19 protein-coding genes are annotated in these 18777 nt (G+C 68.1%); 3 read left to right on the top strand and 16 right to left on the bottom strand.

Annotation, left to right across the window (positions count from 1 at the left end; all coding sequences use genetic code 11):
• Window positions 1–111 precede the first annotated feature (111 nt).
• A complete protein-coding gene (locus ACYVO6_RS21070; protein WP_461063304.1) occupies window positions 112–336 on the bottom strand; it encodes a hypothetical protein in 225 nt (74 codons plus the stop codon).
• Between the two features lie 170 nt (window positions 337–506).
• Here ACYVO6_RS21070 and coaA point away from each other — a divergent pair, with 170 nt between their 5' ends.
• Window positions 507–1496, top strand: coding sequence for a type I pantothenate kinase (gene coaA / locus ACYVO6_RS21075; protein ID WP_461063306.1), 990 nt, complete (start codon window positions 507–509; stop codon window positions 1494–1496).
• 23 nt (window positions 1497–1519) lie between these two features.
• The gene (locus ACYVO6_RS21080; RefSeq protein WP_461063308.1) at window positions 1520–2479 is read left to right on the top strand and encodes a DUF389 domain-containing protein; all 960 of its coding nucleotides are present in this window, start codon (window positions 1520–1522) and stop codon (window positions 2477–2479) included.
• Between the two features lie 160 nt (window positions 2480–2639).
• Here ACYVO6_RS21080 and glmM read toward each other — a convergent pair whose 3' ends face one another.
• The 3 genes from glmM to rplM form a co-directional block, all read right to left on the bottom strand.
• Window positions 2640–3998, bottom strand: a complete 1359-nt coding sequence (gene glmM / locus ACYVO6_RS21085) for a phosphoglucosamine mutase (RefSeq protein WP_461063310.1) — start codon at window positions 3996–3998, stop codon at window positions 2640–2642.
• Window positions 3999–4197: 199 nt separating this feature from the next.
• Window positions 4198–4725: a 30S ribosomal protein S9 gene (rpsI, locus tag ACYVO6_RS21090; protein WP_461063312.1), complete on the bottom strand. Its 528-nt coding sequence runs from the start codon at window positions 4723–4725 to the stop codon at window positions 4198–4200.
• A gap of 41 nt (window positions 4726–4766) precedes the next feature.
• A complete protein-coding gene (rplM, locus tag ACYVO6_RS21095; protein WP_033329151.1) occupies window positions 4767–5210 on the bottom strand; it encodes a 50S ribosomal protein L13 in 444 nt (147 codons plus the stop codon).
• A 291-nt stretch (window positions 5211–5501) separates the two neighbouring features.
• Between rplM and ACYVO6_RS21100 the strand changes: the two genes are divergently transcribed.
• Entirely contained in the window at window positions 5502–6374 is an 873-nt protein-coding gene (locus tag ACYVO6_RS21100; RefSeq protein ID WP_461063314.1) for a hypothetical protein, read from the top strand.
• Window positions 6375–6469: 95 nt separating this feature from the next.
• Here the strand turns inward: ACYVO6_RS21100 and ACYVO6_RS21105 are convergent, their stop codons facing one another.
• From ACYVO6_RS21105 to infA, 12 genes are all read right to left on the bottom strand, one after another.
• Window positions 6470–7222, bottom strand: coding sequence for a polyprenol monophosphomannose synthase (locus ACYVO6_RS21105; RefSeq protein WP_461063316.1), 753 nt, complete (start codon window positions 7220–7222; stop codon window positions 6470–6472).
• A 76-nt stretch (window positions 7223–7298) separates the two neighbouring features.
• Complete coding sequence (locus ACYVO6_RS21110; RefSeq protein ID WP_461063319.1) at window positions 7299–9185, bottom strand: glycosyltransferase family 39 protein; 1887 nt, start codon at window positions 9183–9185, stop codon at window positions 7299–7301.
• Window positions 9182–11206: a glycosyltransferase family 39 protein gene (locus ACYVO6_RS21115; protein ID WP_461063321.1), complete on the bottom strand. Its 2025-nt coding sequence runs from the start codon at window positions 11204–11206 to the stop codon at window positions 9182–9184. The genes ACYVO6_RS21110 and ACYVO6_RS21115 overlap by 4 nt, the downstream gene beginning before the upstream one ends.
• Window positions 11203–12252 (bottom strand): glycoside hydrolase family 26 protein, encoded by a 1050-nt coding sequence (locus ACYVO6_RS21120; RefSeq protein ID WP_461063323.1) that lies wholly within the window; start codon window positions 12250–12252, stop codon window positions 11203–11205. Before ACYVO6_RS21120 ends, ACYVO6_RS21115 begins: the two co-directional genes overlap by 4 nt.
• A complete protein-coding gene (locus tag ACYVO6_RS21125; protein ID WP_461063325.1) occupies window positions 12249–13844 on the bottom strand; it encodes a glycosyltransferase family 2 protein in 1596 nt (531 codons plus the stop codon). Before ACYVO6_RS21125 ends, ACYVO6_RS21120 begins: the two co-directional genes overlap by 4 nt.
• Window positions 13845–14021: 177 nt before the next feature.
• Window positions 14022–14879 carry a tRNA pseudouridine(38-40) synthase TruA gene (gene truA / locus ACYVO6_RS21130; RefSeq protein ID WP_461063327.1) on the bottom strand — a complete coding sequence of 286 codons (858 nt, stop codon included), beginning with the start codon at window positions 14877–14879 and terminating at the stop codon, window positions 14022–14024.
• Window positions 14880–14953: 74 nt separating this feature from the next.
• Window positions 14954–15526 carry a 50S ribosomal protein L17 gene (rplQ, locus tag ACYVO6_RS21135; protein WP_461063329.1) on the bottom strand — a complete coding sequence of 191 codons (573 nt, stop codon included), beginning with the start codon at window positions 15524–15526 and terminating at the stop codon, window positions 14954–14956.
• A 240-nt stretch (window positions 15527–15766) separates the two neighbouring features.
• Window positions 15767–16789 (bottom strand): DNA-directed RNA polymerase subunit alpha, encoded by a 1023-nt coding sequence (locus ACYVO6_RS21140; RefSeq protein WP_461063331.1) that lies wholly within the window; start codon window positions 16787–16789, stop codon window positions 15767–15769.
• A 198-nt stretch (window positions 16790–16987) separates the two neighbouring features.
• Window positions 16988–17392 carry a 30S ribosomal protein S11 gene (rpsK, locus tag ACYVO6_RS21145; RefSeq protein ID WP_003948617.1) on the bottom strand — a complete coding sequence of 135 codons (405 nt, stop codon included), beginning with the start codon at window positions 17390–17392 and terminating at the stop codon, window positions 16988–16990.
• Window positions 17393–17461: 69 nt separating this feature from the next.
• A complete protein-coding gene (gene rpsM / locus ACYVO6_RS21150; protein WP_119102568.1) occupies window positions 17462–17842 on the bottom strand; it encodes a 30S ribosomal protein S13 in 381 nt (126 codons plus the stop codon).
• A 226-nt stretch (window positions 17843–18068) separates the two neighbouring features.
• Window positions 18069–18182: a 50S ribosomal protein L36 gene (rpmJ, locus tag ACYVO6_RS21155; protein ID WP_003998809.1), complete on the bottom strand. Its 114-nt coding sequence runs from the start codon at window positions 18180–18182 to the stop codon at window positions 18069–18071.
• Window positions 18183–18376: 194 nt separating this feature from the next.
• Window positions 18377–18598, bottom strand: coding sequence for a translation initiation factor IF-1 (infA, locus tag ACYVO6_RS21160; protein WP_003948620.1), 222 nt, complete (start codon window positions 18596–18598; stop codon window positions 18377–18379).
• Window positions 18599–18777 lie beyond the last annotated feature (179 nt).

The following is an 18777-nucleotide window of genomic DNA, read 5'->3' on the forward strand; positions in this document are numbered from 1 at the left end:
GGCGCGACCAGCCACCACGCACCCGCAGCCGCCCAACCGCCGGAGGCACCCCGCGGGGAACGGCGCGACCAGCCACAACGGCGCCGCAGCCGAAACCGTTCAAGCCAGCGCTCAGCGCCCCCGCTCAACCCGCTCTATCGCTTCCTGCACCAGCTCCAAGTACTCCACTTCCTCACACCGCGGCTTGCTGCCCATCTCGTACAGGTCGATGCAGTCGTAGAGGTACTCGCCCAAGTCCTCGTCCGGCAGGTCCACCGCCAGCTCGCTGCTCACGCGCCCCGCGAAGTCCGCGTCAGTACGCGTCGATCTTCGCCGCACGGCATCACGAATACGCATGGCCACAGCCACCCCCAACCGCCCAAGGCTTCCGGAAGGCGGCTCGCTCCCGGCTGCCCGGACCGTATCCCCACCGACCCCGCAGGTCCATACTTTCCCCACAACTCATCCACAGCCAGACGTGACGGACCCCACCCGCCGACGCGCCCCCACTCCCGTAACAATGGACTGTGATCTCTTCGGTCTCCTCGTCGCCGCGGAGCGCCCACCGGTCCAGGCCGGAGGCGACTCCCTACGTCGACCTCACCCGTGCCGAGTGGAGTGCGCTGCGTGAGAAGACGCCGCTCCCGCTGACCGCCGACGAGGTCGAGAAGCTGCGGGGCCTCGGCGACGTCATCGACCTCGACGAAGTACGGGACATCTATCTGCCGTTGTCCCGGCTGCTGAACCTGTACGTGAAGGCCACGGACGGCCTGCGCGGCGCCCTGAACACCTTCCTCGGCGAGCAGGGCTCCCAGTCCGGGACCCCATTTGTGATAGGGGTCGCCGGTTCCGTGGCGGTCGGCAAGTCGACCGTCGCGCGTCTCCTCCAGGCCCTGCTGTCCCGCTGGCCCGAGCACCCGCGTGTCGAACTGGTCACCACGGACGGCTTTCTGCTGCCGACCAAGGAGCTCCAGGCGCGCGGCCTGATGTCGCGCAAGGGCTTCCCGGAGTCGTACGACCGACGCGCCCTGACCCGTTTCGTCGCGGACATCAAGGCCGGCAAGGACGAGGTCACCGCGCCCGTCTACTCCCACCTGATCTACGACATCGTGCCGGGCAGGCGGCTCACCGTGCGCCGCCCCGACATCCTGATCGTCGAGGGCCTGAACGTCCTCCAGCCCGCCCTGCCCGGCAAGGACGGCCGCACCCGCGTGGGCCTCGCCGACTACTTCGACTTCAGCGTGTACGTCGACGCCCGGCCCGAGGACATCGAGCGCTGGTACCTCCATCGTTTCCGCAGGCTCCGCGAGACGGCCTTCCAGAACCCGTCCTCGTACTTCCGCAAGTACACCCAGGTCTCCGAGGAAGAGGCCCTGGACTACGCCCGTACGACCTGGCGGACCATCAACAAGGTCAATCTGCTGGAGAACGTGGCCCCCACGCGCGGCCGCGCCACCCTCGTCCTGCGCAAGGGCCCCGACCACAAGGTGCAGCGCCTGAGCCTGCGCAAGCTGTAATCAGGCACCGTTACCCTGCCCCCATGCTGCACCTGCGTCTGATCACGCCCGCCGACAAGACCGACGACGTGGTGCGTCTGATCGAGAACACGGCCGGCGCCACTCATCTCGTCGTCGTGCCGGGGGTCGCCCGCAACCCCGCCGGGGACATCGTGACGTGCGACGTCGCACGCGAGGCGGGCGACCAACTGATCAGCGGGCTGCAGGTGTTGGACATCGACAAGTGCGGCTCGATCGCCGTCGACGACATCCACCTGTCACTGTCGAAGCGCGCCGAGAAGGCGGAGGAGGAGGCGCCGGGCGAGGGCGCGGACGCCGTCCTGTGGGAGCACCTGGCGGAGGCCACGCACGAGGAGTCGACGCTCTCGATCACGTACGTCGCCTTCATCACACTCGCCACGATGATCGCGGCCTGTGGTGTGGTCCTCGACAACGCGATCCTGATCGTTGGCGCGATGGCGGTAGGCCCGGAGTTCGGGCCGCTCGCGGGGTTCAGTACGGCGGTCGTGCAGCGTCATCCGCGGCTGGCGGCGCGTTCACTGATCGCGCTCCTGGTGGGCTTCGCCGTGGCGATGGCCGTGACCGTGGGATTCAGCTTCTTCATGGACAGCATCGACCTGTTCAGCGAGAGCCGGCTGGAGAGCGAGCGACCCAACACCGCCTTCGTCTACGCACCCGACTGGTTCTCGTTCATCGTGGCCGTCCTCGCGGGCATGGCCGGCACCCTCTCGCTGACCTCGGCCAAGTCGGGCGCCCTGGTCGGTGTCGCCATCTCCGTCACGACCGTCCCGGCCGCCGCCAACGCGGCGGTGGCCCTGAGCTACGGAGACACGAAGCAGACCTGGGGCTCCACCGAACAACTGCTCCTGAACCTGCTCGGCATCATCCTCGCCGGCACGCTCACACTGCTCGCCCAGAAGTGGCTCTGGGCCGCACAGCGCGAGCGTACGGCGAAGGCCGGGAAGTCCCAGCCGGGCATCTAAGCGGTCTCGGGGAAGTGAGGCACGCCCCCACGCCGCCCGGCACAGCACCTCGCCGCACTGCCGCATCACCCAAGTACGGTCCAGTACGAGGGCGATGCGGCAGCACGCCGATGCACCGCACCGGACGACGCGGGAACGCACCCCACTTCCCCGAGACCGCTTAGCCGAGCGTCGACTTCACCACGTCGGCGAGCCGCCCCGCCACCGACCTGGCCTGGTCGAGGTCGGCGGCCTCCACCATCACGCGCACCAGCGGCTCCGTACCGGACGAGCGCAGCAACACCCGACCCGTGGAACCGAGTTCGCGCTCGGCGTCGGCGACCGCGGCCGTCAGTTCGGCGCAGGTGTTGACCCGGGACTTGTCCACGTCCGGCACATTGATCAGTACCTGCGGCAGCCGGTCCATGACGGACGCGAGGTCCTGGAGCGTACGTCCCGTCTGGGCGACCCGGGCCGCCAGCAGCAGGCCGGTCAGCGTGCCGTCGCCGGTGGTCGCGTGGTCCGTGATGATCACGTGCCCGGACTGCTCGCCGCCGAGCGCGTAGTCGTGCTTCTTCATCTCCTCCAGGACGTAACGGTCACCAACTGCCGTCTGTACCAGGGAGAGTCCCTCGCGCTCCATGGCCAGCTTGAAGCCCAGGTTGGACATGACCGTCGCGACAACGGTGTCGGAGCGCAGTGCGGAACGCTCCCGCATCGCCAGCGCGAGTACGGCCAGTATCTGGTCCCCGTCGACCTCGGCGCCCGTGTGGTCCACGGCGAGGCAGCGGTCGGCGTCGCCGTCGTGCGCGATGCCCAGGTCGGCGCCGTGCTCGACGACGGCTGCCTGCAACAGACCCAGGTGCGTGGAGCCGCACCCGTCGTTGATGTTCAGGCCGTCCGGCTCGGCACCGATGGTGACGACCTCGGCGCCGGCCCGGGTGAAGGCCTCGGGCGAGACCCGGGCGGCGGCGCCGTGCGCCTCGTCGAGGACGACCTTCAGACCGTCCAGACGGTTCGGAACGGCCGTGATGAGGTGGGCGACGTACTGATCGGCACCCTTCTCGTACGTCCGGACGCGCCCGACGCCCGCACCGGTGGGCCGGTCCCAGGGAGCCCCGGTGCGGTGCTCCTCGTACACGGCCTCGATCCGGTCCTCCAGCTCGTCGGCGAGTTTGTGGCCGCCGCGCTCGAAGAACTTGATGCCGTTGTCGGGCATGGCGTTGTGGCTGGCGGAGAGCATCACGCCGAGGTCGGCGCCGAGTGCGCCGGTGAGATACGCCACCGCCGGCGTCGGCAGCACGCCCACGCGCAGTACGTCCACACCCGCGCTGGCGAGGCCGGCGACCACGGCGGCCTCCAGGAACTCCCCGGACGCCCGCGGGTCCCGCCCGACCACCGCCGTGGGCCGGTGGCCCTCGAAGGTGCCCGCCTCGGCCAGTACGTGCGCCGCCGCGACGGACAGGCCGAGCGCCAGCTCAGCCGTCAGGTCCGCGTTGGCGACACCGCGCACGCCGTCCGTGCCGAAGAGTCGTCCCACTGATGTCCTCCGAACATGCTCAGAAATTGCGGCTCATGCCGAGTGTCCAGGTAAGGCCTTGATCACGCGTGTCCTCCAGTTCCCAGGCTGAAGGACCGTGGCGTAAGGCCGCGATAAGTGCATACCGGCCGTAAACGAACGCCCCGGCGGCACAGAAGTGCCGCCGGGGCGATGCTGCGTGCAGAGCACGCGGAAACGACTAACGCTTGCTGTACTGCGGAGCCTTGCGGGCCTTCTTCAGACCGGCCTTCTTGCGCTCGACCGCACGGTCGTCGCGGCGGAGGAAGCCGGCCTTCTTGAGGGCGCCGCGGTTGTTGTCCACGTCGGCCTCGTTCAGGGCGCGGGCCACGCCGAGGCGCAGGGCGCCGGCCTGGCCGGACACGCCGCCACCCGAGATGCGGGCGACAACGTCGTAACGGTCGTCGAGCTCGAGCACCTTGAAGGGCTCGTTGACTTCCTGCTGGTGCACCTTGTTGGGGAAGTAGTCCTCAAGGGTGCGACCGTTGATCTTCCACTTGCCGGTGCCCGGGACGATCCGGACGCGGGCGATGGCGTTCTTGCGGCGGCCCAGTCCGGCGGCCGGCTGCGGCTCGCCGAAGCGGGAGGCCAGGGACTCCGAGGTGTACTCGCCCTCGACGGGGACCTCGGACTCGGTGGTGTACTGCTCGATGTCGACGAGCTCGGTCTCAGTCTCTTCGACCGGCTGCTCGGGGGTGGTCTCGGCCACGATTCTCCTCAGATTCTCTTCGGTCTTAGGGGTGGCCGGACTTACTGCGCGACCTGGGTGATCTCGTACGGCTGCGGCTGCTGCGCGCCGTGCGGGTGCTGGTCACCCCTGTAGACCTTCAGCTTCGAGAGCATCTGACGGCCCAGGGTGTTCTTCGGGAGCATGCCCTTGACGGCCTTCTCGACCGCTTTCTCGGGGTTCTTGTCCAGCAGCTCGTCGTAGCGGACGGAGCGCAGACCACCCGGGTACCCGGAGTGGCGGTAGGCCAGCTTCTGGGTCCGCTTGTTGCCGGACAGGTGGACCTTGTCCGCGTTGATGATGATGACGAAGTCACCAGCGTCGACGTGCGGAGCGTAGATCGGCTTGTGCTTGCCCCGCAGAAGGGTGGCAGCGGTGGTCGCCAGACGGCCGAGAACGACGTCCCGGGCATCGATGACGTGCCACTGGCGAGTGATGTCGCCGGGCTTGGGGCTGTACGTACGCACGGTTCGTAGCCTTCGCTTCTTCAGTGAGTGGGGTCCTGACAAGGCCACCACGGACGATCACGACAGCCCTGACCGCACGGCGGCGACGCAACCGCATGCAGATCGCTGGTCATCGGCCCCGGTGGACCGGTGTAAGGGCCTCTCACGTGAGAATGAGCAAGCCAATACACATAACGAAGGGCAAGAATAGCTCCGGCGGCCCACACGGGTCAAAACGCGTGGGGGCCGACGGTTACCACTGTTACCGCTGTGGGACCAGTAGACGCCTTGTCCTGTCATAAGATGCGCCCCATGAGCTTTGGGCAGGGGGGACCTCAGTGGGGTCCCGGGGGATCGGGTTCTCAGCCGCCGCAGTGGGGAAACCAGACTCCCGACTGGGCGGCGCTCGCCGAGGCGTCCGAGTCGCGCAACCGGCGCCGCAGATGGCTGATGGTCGGCGGCGGCGCGCTCGCCACGGTCGCGATAGGCGCGGCCGTCGCCGTGGCCGTGGTCTCGGCCGACGGCAACGACGGCCAGGCGGCGAACCGGCCTGCCTCCGACCTGCCCGCCACCTCGGACATCCCGCCGGACACCACAGGACCCGGCCCGTCGTTCGCGGAGACCTCGGCGCCTCCCCCGCTGGACCCGAAGGACTTCATCTCCAGCGCGAAGAAGGACACGGCTCCGCTCAGCCCGGACATCCTCTTCCCCGGTTCGCGGCTGACGATGGGCGAGTCCCGCTACGAGAAGGGCAAGACCGCGTCCACGAAGGACTGCGCGTCCGCCGTCCAGGGCACGCTCGGCACGGTCCTCACGAAGAACGACTGCACGCGGCTGATGCGCGTCACGTACTCCCTGGACGGTGTGGCGGTGACGGTCGGCGTGGCCCTCTTCGACACCGAGGCCCAGGCGACCAAGGCCAAGAACGACGCCGACACCAAGAGCGTCGTCCAGTCGTTGTCGGGCGACGGCGTCCCCGCCTTCTGCCGCGCGGCGGTCTGCCGCTCGACGACCAACTCCTACGGACGCTACGCCTACTTCACGGTCGCCGGCTTCACCAACGGCAAGGACGTGACCCAGAAGGACACCAAGGTCTTCTCCACCGGCGACGACCTCGCGGAGTTCACCTTCCGCCAGATCCGTCGGCGGGGGGAGGCGCAGGCTACGGCCGCGGCCAACGAGTAGGCAGCCGCGAGGAGTTGAGCTGGCGTCGGCAGGCGGGCAACGGGAAGGCGGCGGCCACCCGTGAGCGACCACCGCCAACAACCAACCCCCGCCCGCTACTTGTGCTTCAGTCGCAGCCGCACCGGCACGACCGCCGACTCCAGCTGCGTACGCAAGGTCATCTTCGAGACGCCCTCGGTCCGCTCCTCGAAGCGGATCGGGATCTCGACGGCGCTGTGACCGGCGCGTACGGCCTTGTACTTGAGCTCGACCTGGAAGCTGTAGCCCGCGCTGTCCAAGGAGTGCAGGTCGACGTCACGGAGGGCCTCGGCCGACCAGAGGTTGAAGCCGGCCGTGATATCGCGGATCTTCGTGCCGAGCACGGTGCGCGCGTAACGGTTCGCGAAGCGGGACAGCAGCACGCGGTGCGCGCCCCAGTCCTCGTCGAGCGAGCCGCCCTGGACGTACCGGCTGCCGATGACCAGTCCGACCCCGGAGGCCAGGGCGGTGCCGAGCATCCGTGGGACCGCTTCCACGGGGTGGCTGCCGTCGGCGTCCATCTGCACGACGTACTCGGCGCCCTCGTCGACGGCGGCACTCATACCCGCCACGTAGGCACGCCCGAGGCCGTCCTTCTCGGTCCGGTGCAGCACGCTCATCCGGCGCCGCCCACCCCAGTTGTGCTTCTCCGCCAGCTCGTCGGCGATCCGTCCTGTACCATCCGGACTGGAGTCGTCCACGATCTTCAAGTGGAGCCTGTCAAGCGGCAGTTGGAGCACCGCCTCGGCCATTCTCGGCAGGTTGGCGGCTTCGTTGTACGTGGGCATCACCACGGTGACCGCCGTGCCCGCCCCCAGGTCGTACGTCATCTCTTTTCCCTCCCCATGTCCCCATGCGGGAACCCCCACGGGCACCGGCCGTTCCGGCGCCCGTACCGAACCAGCTCTAGGTGTGCACCTCGCGCTCGGCCGCGTCGTCCTTCTCGTCCGACGGGTCGGCCTTCGCGTCCTTCTTCCTTTCGAGGAGCACGAGCTGGAGACTGTCGAGCTTCCGTGTCTTCACGGTGCGGAAGCTCCTCTGGATCGCGGTCGCCGTCTGCTTCGGCATGCCGCTGAACGGATTCCCGTCGAGCGTCGTCGCGACGAGCCACAGGCGGTCGGCCTTCGCCAGGCACGCTGCGGGCTTGGGACACTCGGCGGCGCCGAACGAGCCCAGCTCCTGCGGGGTGCGGTACATCAGCCAGTCCTTCGGGCGGCCCGCGTCGTTGCGCAACTCGTAGTCCATGGCCCGGCGTTCGGCCATCACACCGCTGAAGACGATGCCGTCGCCCTTCTTCTGCCCGGCCTCGATGATCTGCGCGGCGCCGCGGAAGTCGGGCTCTCCCAGCGCGTTCTGCCGGGTCTCACGAATCCCGGGCTTCGCCTGGACGGCGATCCCGGCGACCGTGACCGCCACGAGCACCCAGCCGAAGCCGCGCCGCACCGCCGCCCCGGAACCGGCCTTCGCCCCGGCGACCGGACCGGCGAGCCGGCACACGGCCACGGCCGCGAGCAGCACCCACGCGGGCGCCGTGAACAGCAGATAGCGCGGCAGGAAGAGGTGGAGCTGCGCGGCGGTGACGTAGGTGGCCAGCGGCGGCAGCACGATCCAGACGGCCAGCGCGAGGGCCCGCTTGCCCACGAAGAGCAGTCCGAGAGTGCCGAGCGCCATCACCGGCACGGCCACCGCCCAGGACCCGAAGAGGTTCTTCGGGAAGTCGATCAGGTCCTTGAGCACCGGGTTGTTCCAGGCGATCTGTCCGCTCTGCCCCGAGCCCGAGACCGCCATCGGGATGACGAAGCACAGGCCCAGGGTGCAGGCGGCGGCATAGGCCCAGCCCACGATCTTGTCGCCCTCGCGGCGCGCGATCAGGATCATCACCAGATGCGCGCCGAGCACCGCCATCGAGGCCAGATGGCTCCAGCCGATCAGCGGCACCGACAGCGTGTAGGCGACCCACACCTTGAACGACGGCTTGTCCAGCGCCCGGGCGAGCAGCCACGTCGACAGCAGCACGGCCGCCACCGCGAAGGCGTACGGCCGGATCTCCTGCCCGTACCGCGTCGTCGCCGGGACGACCGCGAAGGCCAGCCCCGCGAGCAGTCCCGCCTGTGTGGTGAACAGCCGCCGCCCGAGCAGGGCCAGCAGACCGCAGGACGCCGCCATGGCCACCGCGCCGGGGATCCTCATCGCCGTCGGGGAGTCCCCGGCGACGGCGATCCAGGCGTGCATGAGCACGTAGTACGGCGTGAAGACCACGTCGATGGAGCGGATCAGCATGCTCAGGTCGTGGAACGACAGCGTCGCCGCCCACCAGGTGGCGTGCTCGTCCCGCCACAACTGCCGCTCACCGATCCCGCGCCAGATCAGGGCGAAGGCGAGCGCCGTGGGCACCAGGAAGGTCAGCACGCCGGCGAGCCGCCCGCCTTCCGGCTCGTCGGGCTGCTCGTCGTCGGCCTCGGGGTCGGCCTTGGGCTCCTCCGCCTTGGGCGCGCGGTGCCGGGCCGGGGGCGGCTCGACCGGAGTGGGCTCGGGGGTGTAGGTGTCCTGGCCGGGCTGGGCGTACGTTCCAGGGGCGGCGTACGCACCGGGGTCGGCGTACTGACCGGCACCCGCGTACCCGCCCTGCGCCGGGTCGGCATAGGTGCCCTGGTTGCCGGGGCCGCCGTAGCCGCCCTGGCCACCGGCGTACGTGCCCTGACCGCCGTAGCCGCCCTGACCCGCGTACGGATCATGGCCGCCCCGGGCATCCGGGTATCCGCCGCCGTACGGCGGGGAGGCATTGACAGTCATCGCTTCACCCAAATCCGGTAGGCGTGCTCACCGCTGCTCGTGGTGAAGGGGAACACGGCGGCCAGCCGGTAGTGGGAGTTGCCCTTCAGCCCCTCCTTGACCGCCTTGTACGTGTCGGGGCTCACCCCGCCGTGCATCACGATCGCGTCGAAGTGCCCCTCACGGACGGCCTGCCGGAAGGCTTCGGGGCCGGAGTACTGCTTCTTGTCCTTCTTGCCGCGGTAGTCCATGAAGTAGGAGTTCTGCCACTGCCGCCAGTCCGTCTTGTCCCGCAGGTAGTAGCCCGGGACCTCCTGCTCCTCGGCGAGGTACTCACCCTTCTTGTCGACGACCTTGCGCATGTACGCGATCATCTCCGTGGAGTCCGGGAAGCTGTACGCCCGCTGCGCCTGGACCATGCCGAAGACCAGCGTGAGCACGTACAGCAGGATCCCGAGCTGCGGATGTCTGAAGTGCGGGCCGACCAGGCGGGCCATGCCGAGTCCTGCCATCGGCGCCGCGAAGAGCAGGCCGAAGCCGACGTGCTTGTAGAGCGAGATCTCGGTCTGGATGTGGATCTGGTACGCGGGGGCGAGCAGCGCGGTCCCGGTCAGCAGCAGGCCGAGTGAGGCGCGCCGCCAGCGGCCCGGGGTGGCGGTGCCGTCGATCCACGGCATCTCGCCCATCCGGCCGCGCATCACGTACGCGATCGAGCCGCCCAGCGCGGCCAGGAAGACAAGACCGCCCCATTCCGCGCTGTGCTGGAGCATCGTTGCCGCGGTGTCCTGGCCCTTCGCGCGGTCGGTGGTGGTGGAGCTGATACCGCCCAGCGGCCCGGAGAAGTAGTAGCCGACACCGAGCAGGGCCACGACGCCCGTGCCCAGCACCACACCACGGCCCAGCGCGCGGATGCCGCGGTGCCGGTGCGCGGTGATCACGGCGAGGAGTACCAGGGTCGGCAGATAGAGCCCGGAAGCGTACTTCACCCCGAAGGCGAGCGCGGCCGGTGGCGCCGCGAGCAGCACGGCGAAGGCGCTCATTCGGTCGGTGCGCACCACCGCCCAGGCCGCGAGCGCGAGCAGGAAGACCGCGGCGGCGTCGTACGTGGCGAAGTTGCCGAGCACGCTCGTCGACTGGATCACCGAGAACAGCGCGGCGGCACCCAACGCGGCGCGGAGGTTGAACAGCCGCCGGGTGAGCGAGTAGAGCAGCCCGGTGGACCCCAGCATGAACAGCAGGCTCACCAGCCGTACGCCGGTCAGCCCGAACCGGCTGTCCACGATCGCCGCGAGCACCGGATACAGCTTGGGGTGCCCGGAGAAGTAGGCCGCGAAGTCGACCGGCAGCTTCGTGCCGTGCAGCAGGTTGGCCAGCTCGTAGTGGCCGGACGCGACATACAGCGCCTCGTCCTGGAAGGCCGTCCCCTTCAGGCGCAGGGACAGCCCCGCCTGAACGAGCAGGATGAACAGCAGCACCGCACGGCCCAGCAGCTTGCTGCGCCGGGTGTCCACCGACCAGGAGGACTCCGGCACAGCGGGCAGCGTGTACCCCGGCTTCTCCTCCTGCGCCTGAGCCTCGGGCTCCGGCTCGACCGCGGTGTAGCGCGCGTACGGGTCGAAGGGCGCGTAGATCTGGAACGTCGCCTGGTCCAGGTACAGGGACGTCCGCCCGTTGAACCGCCAGGTGCCGGTCTCGGTCAGCTGCCGCCCGCCCGCGGCGTTCTCGTCGTACTCGGGATAGGGCGGGTACACCGCGGGCGGCGCGTTCTGCACGTACTGCCGCAGGCTCTCGTTCCCGACCTGCCGCTGCTCCGCCTGCGGGTACGACTGCTGGTTCCCCTGCCCGTAAGGCTGCTGACTGCCCTGATACGGCTGCTGATTCCCCTGGTCGTACGGCTGCTGCTGGTTCCCGTGCCCGTACGAGGTCTGCTGCCCCTGCTCGTAGGTTTGTTGATTCCCCTGCTCGTACGCGTACGGGCGCTCGTACTCCCCGCCGCGCAGCTCGGAGTCCTCCGCCCAGGTGGGCGTGCGTCGGTCCGTCATGGCTTGGTCACATCGAATCCGAAGCTCTGGCTCTGGGCCTGCTCCCGGAAGGTCTTCTGGGACAGCGGACCGCTGTTGATGCGCCAGTCGGTCTCCTTGTCGAAGTTGAACCAGACGAACCCGATGACGTCCTCGCGCTCCGCCGTCCCCTGGAAGAGATCCTTGATGTCGGCGGGCTTGCGCTCGCCGGCCTGCGCCGCGGTCTCCGCGATGATGAACGGTTTCTTCGTGAAGGTACGGATCTGGGTCATCGTCGGCCCGTAGAGCGCCTGGTACGTCGAGGGACCGGTGGCCGCGTAGTAGCCGACCACGCCGACCCAGTCGACATACTCGTCGCCCGGCCAGTACGGCTCGAGCTTCACCTTCGGCATCGGGTGCGTGACGTTCGGGCTCCACACCCAGATGACCTGCGTGGCGCCCTCGTCGGCGAAGATGTCGTGGATGTGCTGGTACGCGGCGGTGAACTGGGCGGCCGTGGCCTTCTTGGTGCCCCACGGGTACCAGAAGCCGTTCATCTCGTGCGCGAAGCTGATCGCCACGGGCAGATTCAGCTCCTTGACGGAGCGCGCGTACTCGCGGATGTACTCGTCTTCCTTGCCGCCGGCGATGTCCTTCAGGCTCGTCTCGAAGGGCTCCCAGGCGATGAAGGACACCGCGCCGTAGTCCCAGGAGTTCTGCACAAGGCGCGTCTCGTACTGGTCGCCCCAGGCCGAGTAGAACTCGATGAGGTTGGGCTTCTTGCCCGCCTTCTCCGCGAAGTCCTTGACGGCGGTCATCTTGGCGGGGGCACCGTCGGCGGCCAGCCCCAGATAGTCCTTGGCCGGCTCCAGCAGCGGCCGGACGTCGTACGGCGGCTCCGGCTTCGGGGACTCGCTCGCCTCGGCGGAGGGGTCGGCGTCCGGCTGCTCGCCCTGGCTGCGCTCGTACTGGTCTCGGCCCTCCTCGGAGAAGGTGCTGCATCCGGCGAGCAGCGCACCGGCCAGCAGTGCGGCGGCAAGCGCTTGCACGTGCCGCAGCGCCCTGACGGAGCGTAGGGAGAAAATCATGCGGTCGCTTCCTGCACTTCCTGGCCACGGGGCTGTACGAGGACGCGACCGACGACCATCGCGTAGAACAGCCCGGCCGACAGCATCAGCGCGAAGTCCGGCGGATAGAGGGTGAGCATGCGCCAGGCGGCGACGACGATCCAGAGCAGGGCGGTGCCGCCGGTCCAGATGATCATGCAGTTCCAGTAGCGGCGCATGCCGTTCTTCTTGGCGCCGTCCGAACCCGTGGGCTTCCAGCCCATCGGACGGCCGCGCAGCACGTCCCAGACGGCGAAGACATGCGACCACCCGTACATGATCCGGACGGACCAGGCCTCAAGCCGGTACGGCGCCCGGTGCCACAGCGGCAGCACCAGCGTCACGTACGCGACGCTCGGCAGCACCCACAGCGCGGCCTCGGCCCGCAGCAGATCGGGGCGCAGGATCATCAGCGCGAGCGGGATGACCGGCGCGATGAACGTGGCGAGCGCGGTCTGCAGGTAGTAGAGGAAGCCCGAGACGTAGCACAGCCGCGTCTTGAACTTCAGGTCCATCTCCCAGAACCGCTTGCTGGTCAGCAGCTCCAGCGAGCCCATGCACCAGCGGTACTGCTGGTTGTGGAAGGCACCGGCCGTGTCCGGGCACACCCCGGCGGACAGCGCGACGGGCACATAGCGCAGCTTCCAGCCGAGGGCCCGCAGATCGAAACCGGTGTACATGTCCTCGGAGTGCTCGATCAGCGTGATGCCGCCGATCTGCGCCAGCGCCTCACGCCGGTAGACCGCGCACGACCCCACGCAGATGGACCCGTCCTTGTCCTCCCGGGAAGTCTGCACGGACCGGTAGAACTGCTCCTGCACGGCGCCGGCCCCACGCTCGATCCAGTTCTGCCGGTCGACGATGCGGAAGAACTGCGGCGACTGCACGATGCCGATCTTCGGGTCGTCGTCCATGTACGGCAGCAGCTCGTCGAGCAGATCGGCGCGCGGCGCGAAGTCGGCGTCCAGGATGAGGATGTGGTCGCCGTCGGTCTTCTCGAAGGCGTGGTTGAGGTTGCCGGCCTTCTTGAACCAGCCCCGGTTGGGCCGCACCACGTAGTGGAAGCCGAAGTCGTGCGCCATGGCCCCGACCTCGTCCTCGGCGGCGTCGTCGAGGACGTACGTCTTCACCTCGCCCTGATAGCTGGCCGCGAGCCGGTTCACATGGACCCAGGTGTTGTGCAGCACCTCCAGCGGCTCACCGCACACCGGCAGGAAGATGTCCACGCTCGGGTACACGGCGGGCTGCCACCAGCGGACGAGCCGCTTGTGTGCCTTGAGGTCGAAGTCCTTGCTGAGCCCGTCGAGATACAGCGAGATCAGGTAGTCCGCGATGATGAACGCCAGCAGCGGCAGCGTCAGCCAGAACCAAGGGCTCGACGCCGTGAACAGAAACTGGCTCATCGCCAGGCACGCGAAGCTGATCAGCGAGCCGATCGTCAGCACCCACAGGTACCGGCGCGCGTACGAGTACTTCTCCGCGTCGTCCGGCGGCTGCGGCAGCAGCCCATGACTCTGCGGCGCCCGCCTGCGACGTCGGTTCTGTGGAACACGAGCAGTCCCCACTGCACTCATGTACAAACCCCCCGGGCCGGTCCAGCCCGTTACCCCCACCCAAGCCCGGCCACTACCCAATCGAACCCAAGGCCGAGCAGCGGCATCGTAACCGAGTTTCAGCAGTTACGCCCGAACATACGTGTTACGCAGGGGTTTCCCTGTCCGCCGCAGCGGGCATAAGAGGCGACTTCCCGCTCAGCAGCACCCCACCCCCGGCAACGACCGCCGGTTCCGCGCCTCCTTGTTCCGCGCCGCCAGCAACTCGTCCGCCGGGTACCCGACCTCCTCCAGCGTCAGCCCGTGCGGCCGTACGACATGCACCGCCGAGTCCCGGACCCCGGCGGCCAGCACCTTCCCCGGCCAGTCGGGAGCGCGGTGCCCGTCCCCCACGAACAGCAGCGCCCCGATCAACGACCGCACCATGTTGTGGCAGAAGGCATCGGCCCGCACTGTGGCGGTAATCACCCCGTCCGTCCCCCGCGCCAGGCTCAGCTCCTGAAGCGTACGAATGGTGGTCGCTCCATCCCGCTTCTTGCAGTACGCCGCGAAGTCGTGCTCCCCGAGCAGCGGCCGCGCCGCCTCGTTCATGGCGTCGACATCGAGCGGCCAGTCGTGCCAGAGGACGTGACTGCGCAGCAAGGGGTCGACGCCACCGGGGTTGTCGGTCACGCGATAGGCGTACCGCCGCCAGACCGCCGAGAACCGCGCGTTGAAGCCGCTGGGCGCCTCCCGCAGCGACCACACCCGCACATCCTTCGGCAACCGCCCGGCCAGCCGCTTGAGCAGCTTCTCCCGATGCTCGGCCCACAGCCCCTCGGGCAGATCGACATGCGCCACCTGCCCCCGCGCATGCACCCCGGCATCGGTCCGCCCGGCCACGGTCAGCTCGTACGTCGTCTCCCGCGACCGCGTCACCGTACGCAGCGCATCCTCGATCTCCCCCTGCACGGTCCGCCGCCCCCCAGCCTGCTTGGCCCACCCGGAGAACGCGCTCCCGTCATACGAAAGATCAAGCCGCACCCGTACGAACCCGGGCTCTACCTCGTCACTCACACCTGGATCCTTTCAGGAACACGAAAACGGGCCCGCCCCCGGAGGGGCGGACCCGCTCGACGCGAGGTGAAACCTCAGGCGTCCTTGGACTCGTCGCCCTCGGCGGCAGCCGGCTTCGCGTCCTCGACGACCTCTTCGGCCTCGGCCTCAGCGGCCTCGTCCTTCTTGAGAACGTCTTCCTTCTTGAGAACATCCTCCTTCTCGAGGGTGTCCTCCTTCTTGAAGGCGTCCTCCTTGACGGCACGCTTGGTGGCCGCCTCGGCCTCACCGGTGGCCTCCTGGGCCACGGTCAGCGCCTCCACCAGCTCGATGACAGCCATGGGCGCGTTGTCGCCCCGACGGTTACCGATCTTGGTGATACGGGTGTAGCCACCCGGACGGTTCTCGTACCGCGGGCCGATCTCGGTGAAGAGCGTGTGCACGATGCTCTTGTCCGTGATGACCTGGAGCACCTGACGGCGGTTGTGAAGGTCGCCCTTCTTCGCCTTGGTGACCAGACGCTCGGCGTACGGCCGCAGCCGGCGGGCCTTCGCCTCGGTCGTGGTGATACGGCCGTGCTCGAACAGCGCCTTCGCAAGGTTCGCAAGAAGCAGCTTCTCGTGCGCGGCACTGCCGCCCAGACGGGCACCCTTGGCGGGCTTCGGCATGGTTCTTCTCCTAGGTGTCTGCCCCGGCCGTATCAGGTACCGGGGTCAGTATCCGAGCGGGCGGTCGCCCGTCGGAGATCCGGGTGAACCCGGAGGCTTGCACGCGGGGCGCACCCCGCAGTCCGCTGCGGTCCCGCGCCCCGTAAGGGGCGCGGGGCTGTATCGATTTGCGGCTCCGCCGCGCGGGCGCGACCAGCCACGACGGACCCGCAGTTTCGAACCCGCCTTCCAGCGGAGCGCTTAGTACTGCTCGGTCTCGACGAAACCGGCGTCGGCGTCGTCGTCGGCGCCAAAGGCGTCCGCCGCAGCGGTCGGGTCGAACCCGGGCGGGCTGTCCTTCAGGGCCAGACCCATCCCGTTCAGCTTCGCCTTGACCTCGTCGATCGACTTCGCACCGAAGTTACGGATGTCGAGCAGGTCGGCCTCGGAACGCGCCACGAGCTCACCCACGGAGTGGATGCCCTCACGCTTGAGGCAGTTGTACGACCGAACGGTGAGCTCCAGCTCCTCGATCGGCAGCGCCAGATCGGCCGCGAGGGCGGCGTCCGTCGGCGACGGACCCATGTCGATGCCCTCGGCGTCGATGTTGAGCTCACGGGCCAGACCGAACAGCTCGACCAGCGTCTTACCGGCGGAAGCCATCGCGTCACGCGGACGCATCGCCTGCTTGGTCTCGACGTCGACGATCAGCTTGTCGAAGTCGGTGCGCTGCTCGACACGCGTGGCCTCGACCTTGTACGTGACCTTGAGCACCGGCGAGTAGATCGAGTCGACCGGAATACGCCCGATCTCCTGACCGACCTGCTTGTTCTGCACGGCGGAGACGTAGCCGCGACCGCGCTCCACGGTCAGCTCCATCTCCAGCTTGCCCTTGCCGTTGAGCGCGGCAAGAACCAGATCCGGGTTGTGCACCTCGACACCGGCCGGCGGCGCGATGTCGGCGGCGGTCACCAGACCCGGCCCCTGCTTGCGCAGGTACATCACCACAGGCTCGTCGTGCTCGCTGCTCACGACCAGCTGCTTGATGTTGAGGATCAGGTCGGTGACATCCTCCTTGACGCCCGGCACGGTGGTGAACTCGTGCAGGACACCGTCGATACGGATGCTGGTGACAGCCGCACCGGGAATCGACGACAGGAGAGTCCGACGCAGGGAGTTGCCGAGGGTGTAGCCGAAGCCCGGCTCCAGCGGCTCGATCACGAACCGGGAGCGGAACTCGTCGACGACCTCTTCGGTCAACGAGGGACGCTGAGCAATCAGCATGTGTGGATCCTTTTTTCGTGGACGCCCGCTATTTGACGCCCGACGGAACCGCGCCAGCCAGAGCGCGGGATACTGCAAGGGTACGGGCGATACGGCCCTTTTACGGAGCCGTACCGCCCGGCTGTTACATGTGGGGGCCAACCCCCACACCCCCGGCCGAAAAGCACCGGAGGCACAGCAAGCCCTTAAGGTGCGGCGTCAGACGCGACGACGCTTGGGCGGACGGCAGCCGTTGTGCGGGGTAGGCGTGACGTCCTGGATGGAGCCGACCTCAAGACCGGTCGCCTGAAGCGAACGGATGGCGGTCTCACGACCCGAACCCGGGCCCTTGACGAACACGTCCACCTTGCGCATGCCGTGCTCCTGCGCGCGGCGGGCGGCCGACTCGGCGGCCATCTGCGCGGCGAAGGGGGTCGACTTGCGCGAGCCCTTGAAGCCGACGTGGCCGGCGGAGGCCCAGGAGATCACGTTGCCGGTGGGGTCGGTGATCGAAACGATGGTGTTGTTGAACGTGCTCTTGATGTGCGCGTGGCCGTGAGCGACGTTCTTCTTTTCCTTGCGGCGCACCTTCTTGGCAGCGCCCTGACGACCCTTGGGGGGCATCTATTACTCCTACGGGGAGGTGGTCGGTCCTACAGCGAAGACCGCTGATGAAGCGTTGTCCGCTGAGGACTACTTCTTGCCCGGCTTCTTCTTGCCGGCGATGGCGCGACGCGGACCCTTGCGGGTACGGGCGTTGGTGCTGGTGCGCTGACCGTGGACGGGCAGGCCACGACGGTGACGCAGACCCTGGTAGCAGCCGATCTCCACCTTGCGGCGGATGTCGGCCTGAACCTCACGACGGAGGTCACCCTCGGTCTTGATGTTGTTGTCCACGTACTCGCGGATCTTGACCAGCTCCTCCTCGGAGAGGTCGCGAACGCGGGTGTTCGGGTTGACGCCGGTCTCGGCCAGCGTCTTCTGCGAGAGGGTCCGGCCGATGCCGAACACGTAGGTGAGGGCAACCTCCACGCGCTTTTCGCGCGGGATGTCAACACCGGAAACGCGTGCCATTCAATGGCTCCAGTTGTCGTTCGGAGGTCTTCCGCAGAACCGGCTCCCGCCCGCCGTCCTCTCGAACTCCAAAGACTCTTGGACTCCAAGATTCGGTACGAACCGGGTCCCCGGCCTCCGACCGGGGGTATCGGATCCTTGCTGAAACATGGGATCCGGGCCCTGCGTATGAACATGTACTGCTTGCGTCGCGCGAAGTCTGCGGATGCAGAAGGTTGGTCGTGCGTCAGCCCTGGCGCTGCTTGTGGCGCGGGTTTTCGCAGATGACCATGACCCGACCGTGACGGCGGATCACCCTGCACTTGTCGCAGATCTTCTTGACGCTCGGCTTGACCTTCATTGGGTGAGGTTCTCCGGGTCAGTGCCACCGCACCAGGCGGAGGCGGGGCGCAAAGATCTACTTGTACCGTTGGAGTTCTCTTCCTGACGGATCAGGAAGACTCTCTCCTGGATCGCTCCGGGGAGTTTGACAGGTCGAGCCTGTCCGACGACGACCCTCCCGGCCGCCGAGGCAAGTACGGGACTCGCCCAAACTCACTTGTACCGGTAGACGATCCGGCCACGCGTCAGGTCGTACGGAGACAGCTCCACCACGACCCGGTCGTCAGGGAGGATGCGGATGTAGTGCATACGCATCTTGCCGCTGATGTGTGCCAGGACCTGGTGGCCGTTCTGGAGCTCGACCTTGAACATCGCGTTCGGAAGAGACTCGACGACAGTGCCCTCGATCTCGATGGCACCTTGCTTCTTGGCCACGCTTCGCCCTTCGAATCGACTACCTTGATCGGCTCCACACAACCGCATGCAGACATGCGGGTACACAAGAGCCGACGAGTCAGTCTACGTCAGGGCCATCGGAAACACGAATTGGGAGCCTGCCCACCCAGGAAGATCCTTAAGCGGGTAGACAGGGGGCGCGCCCCGTAAGGGGCGCG

The sequence above is a fragment of the Streptomyces pseudoechinosporeus genome (assembly GCF_054783935.1).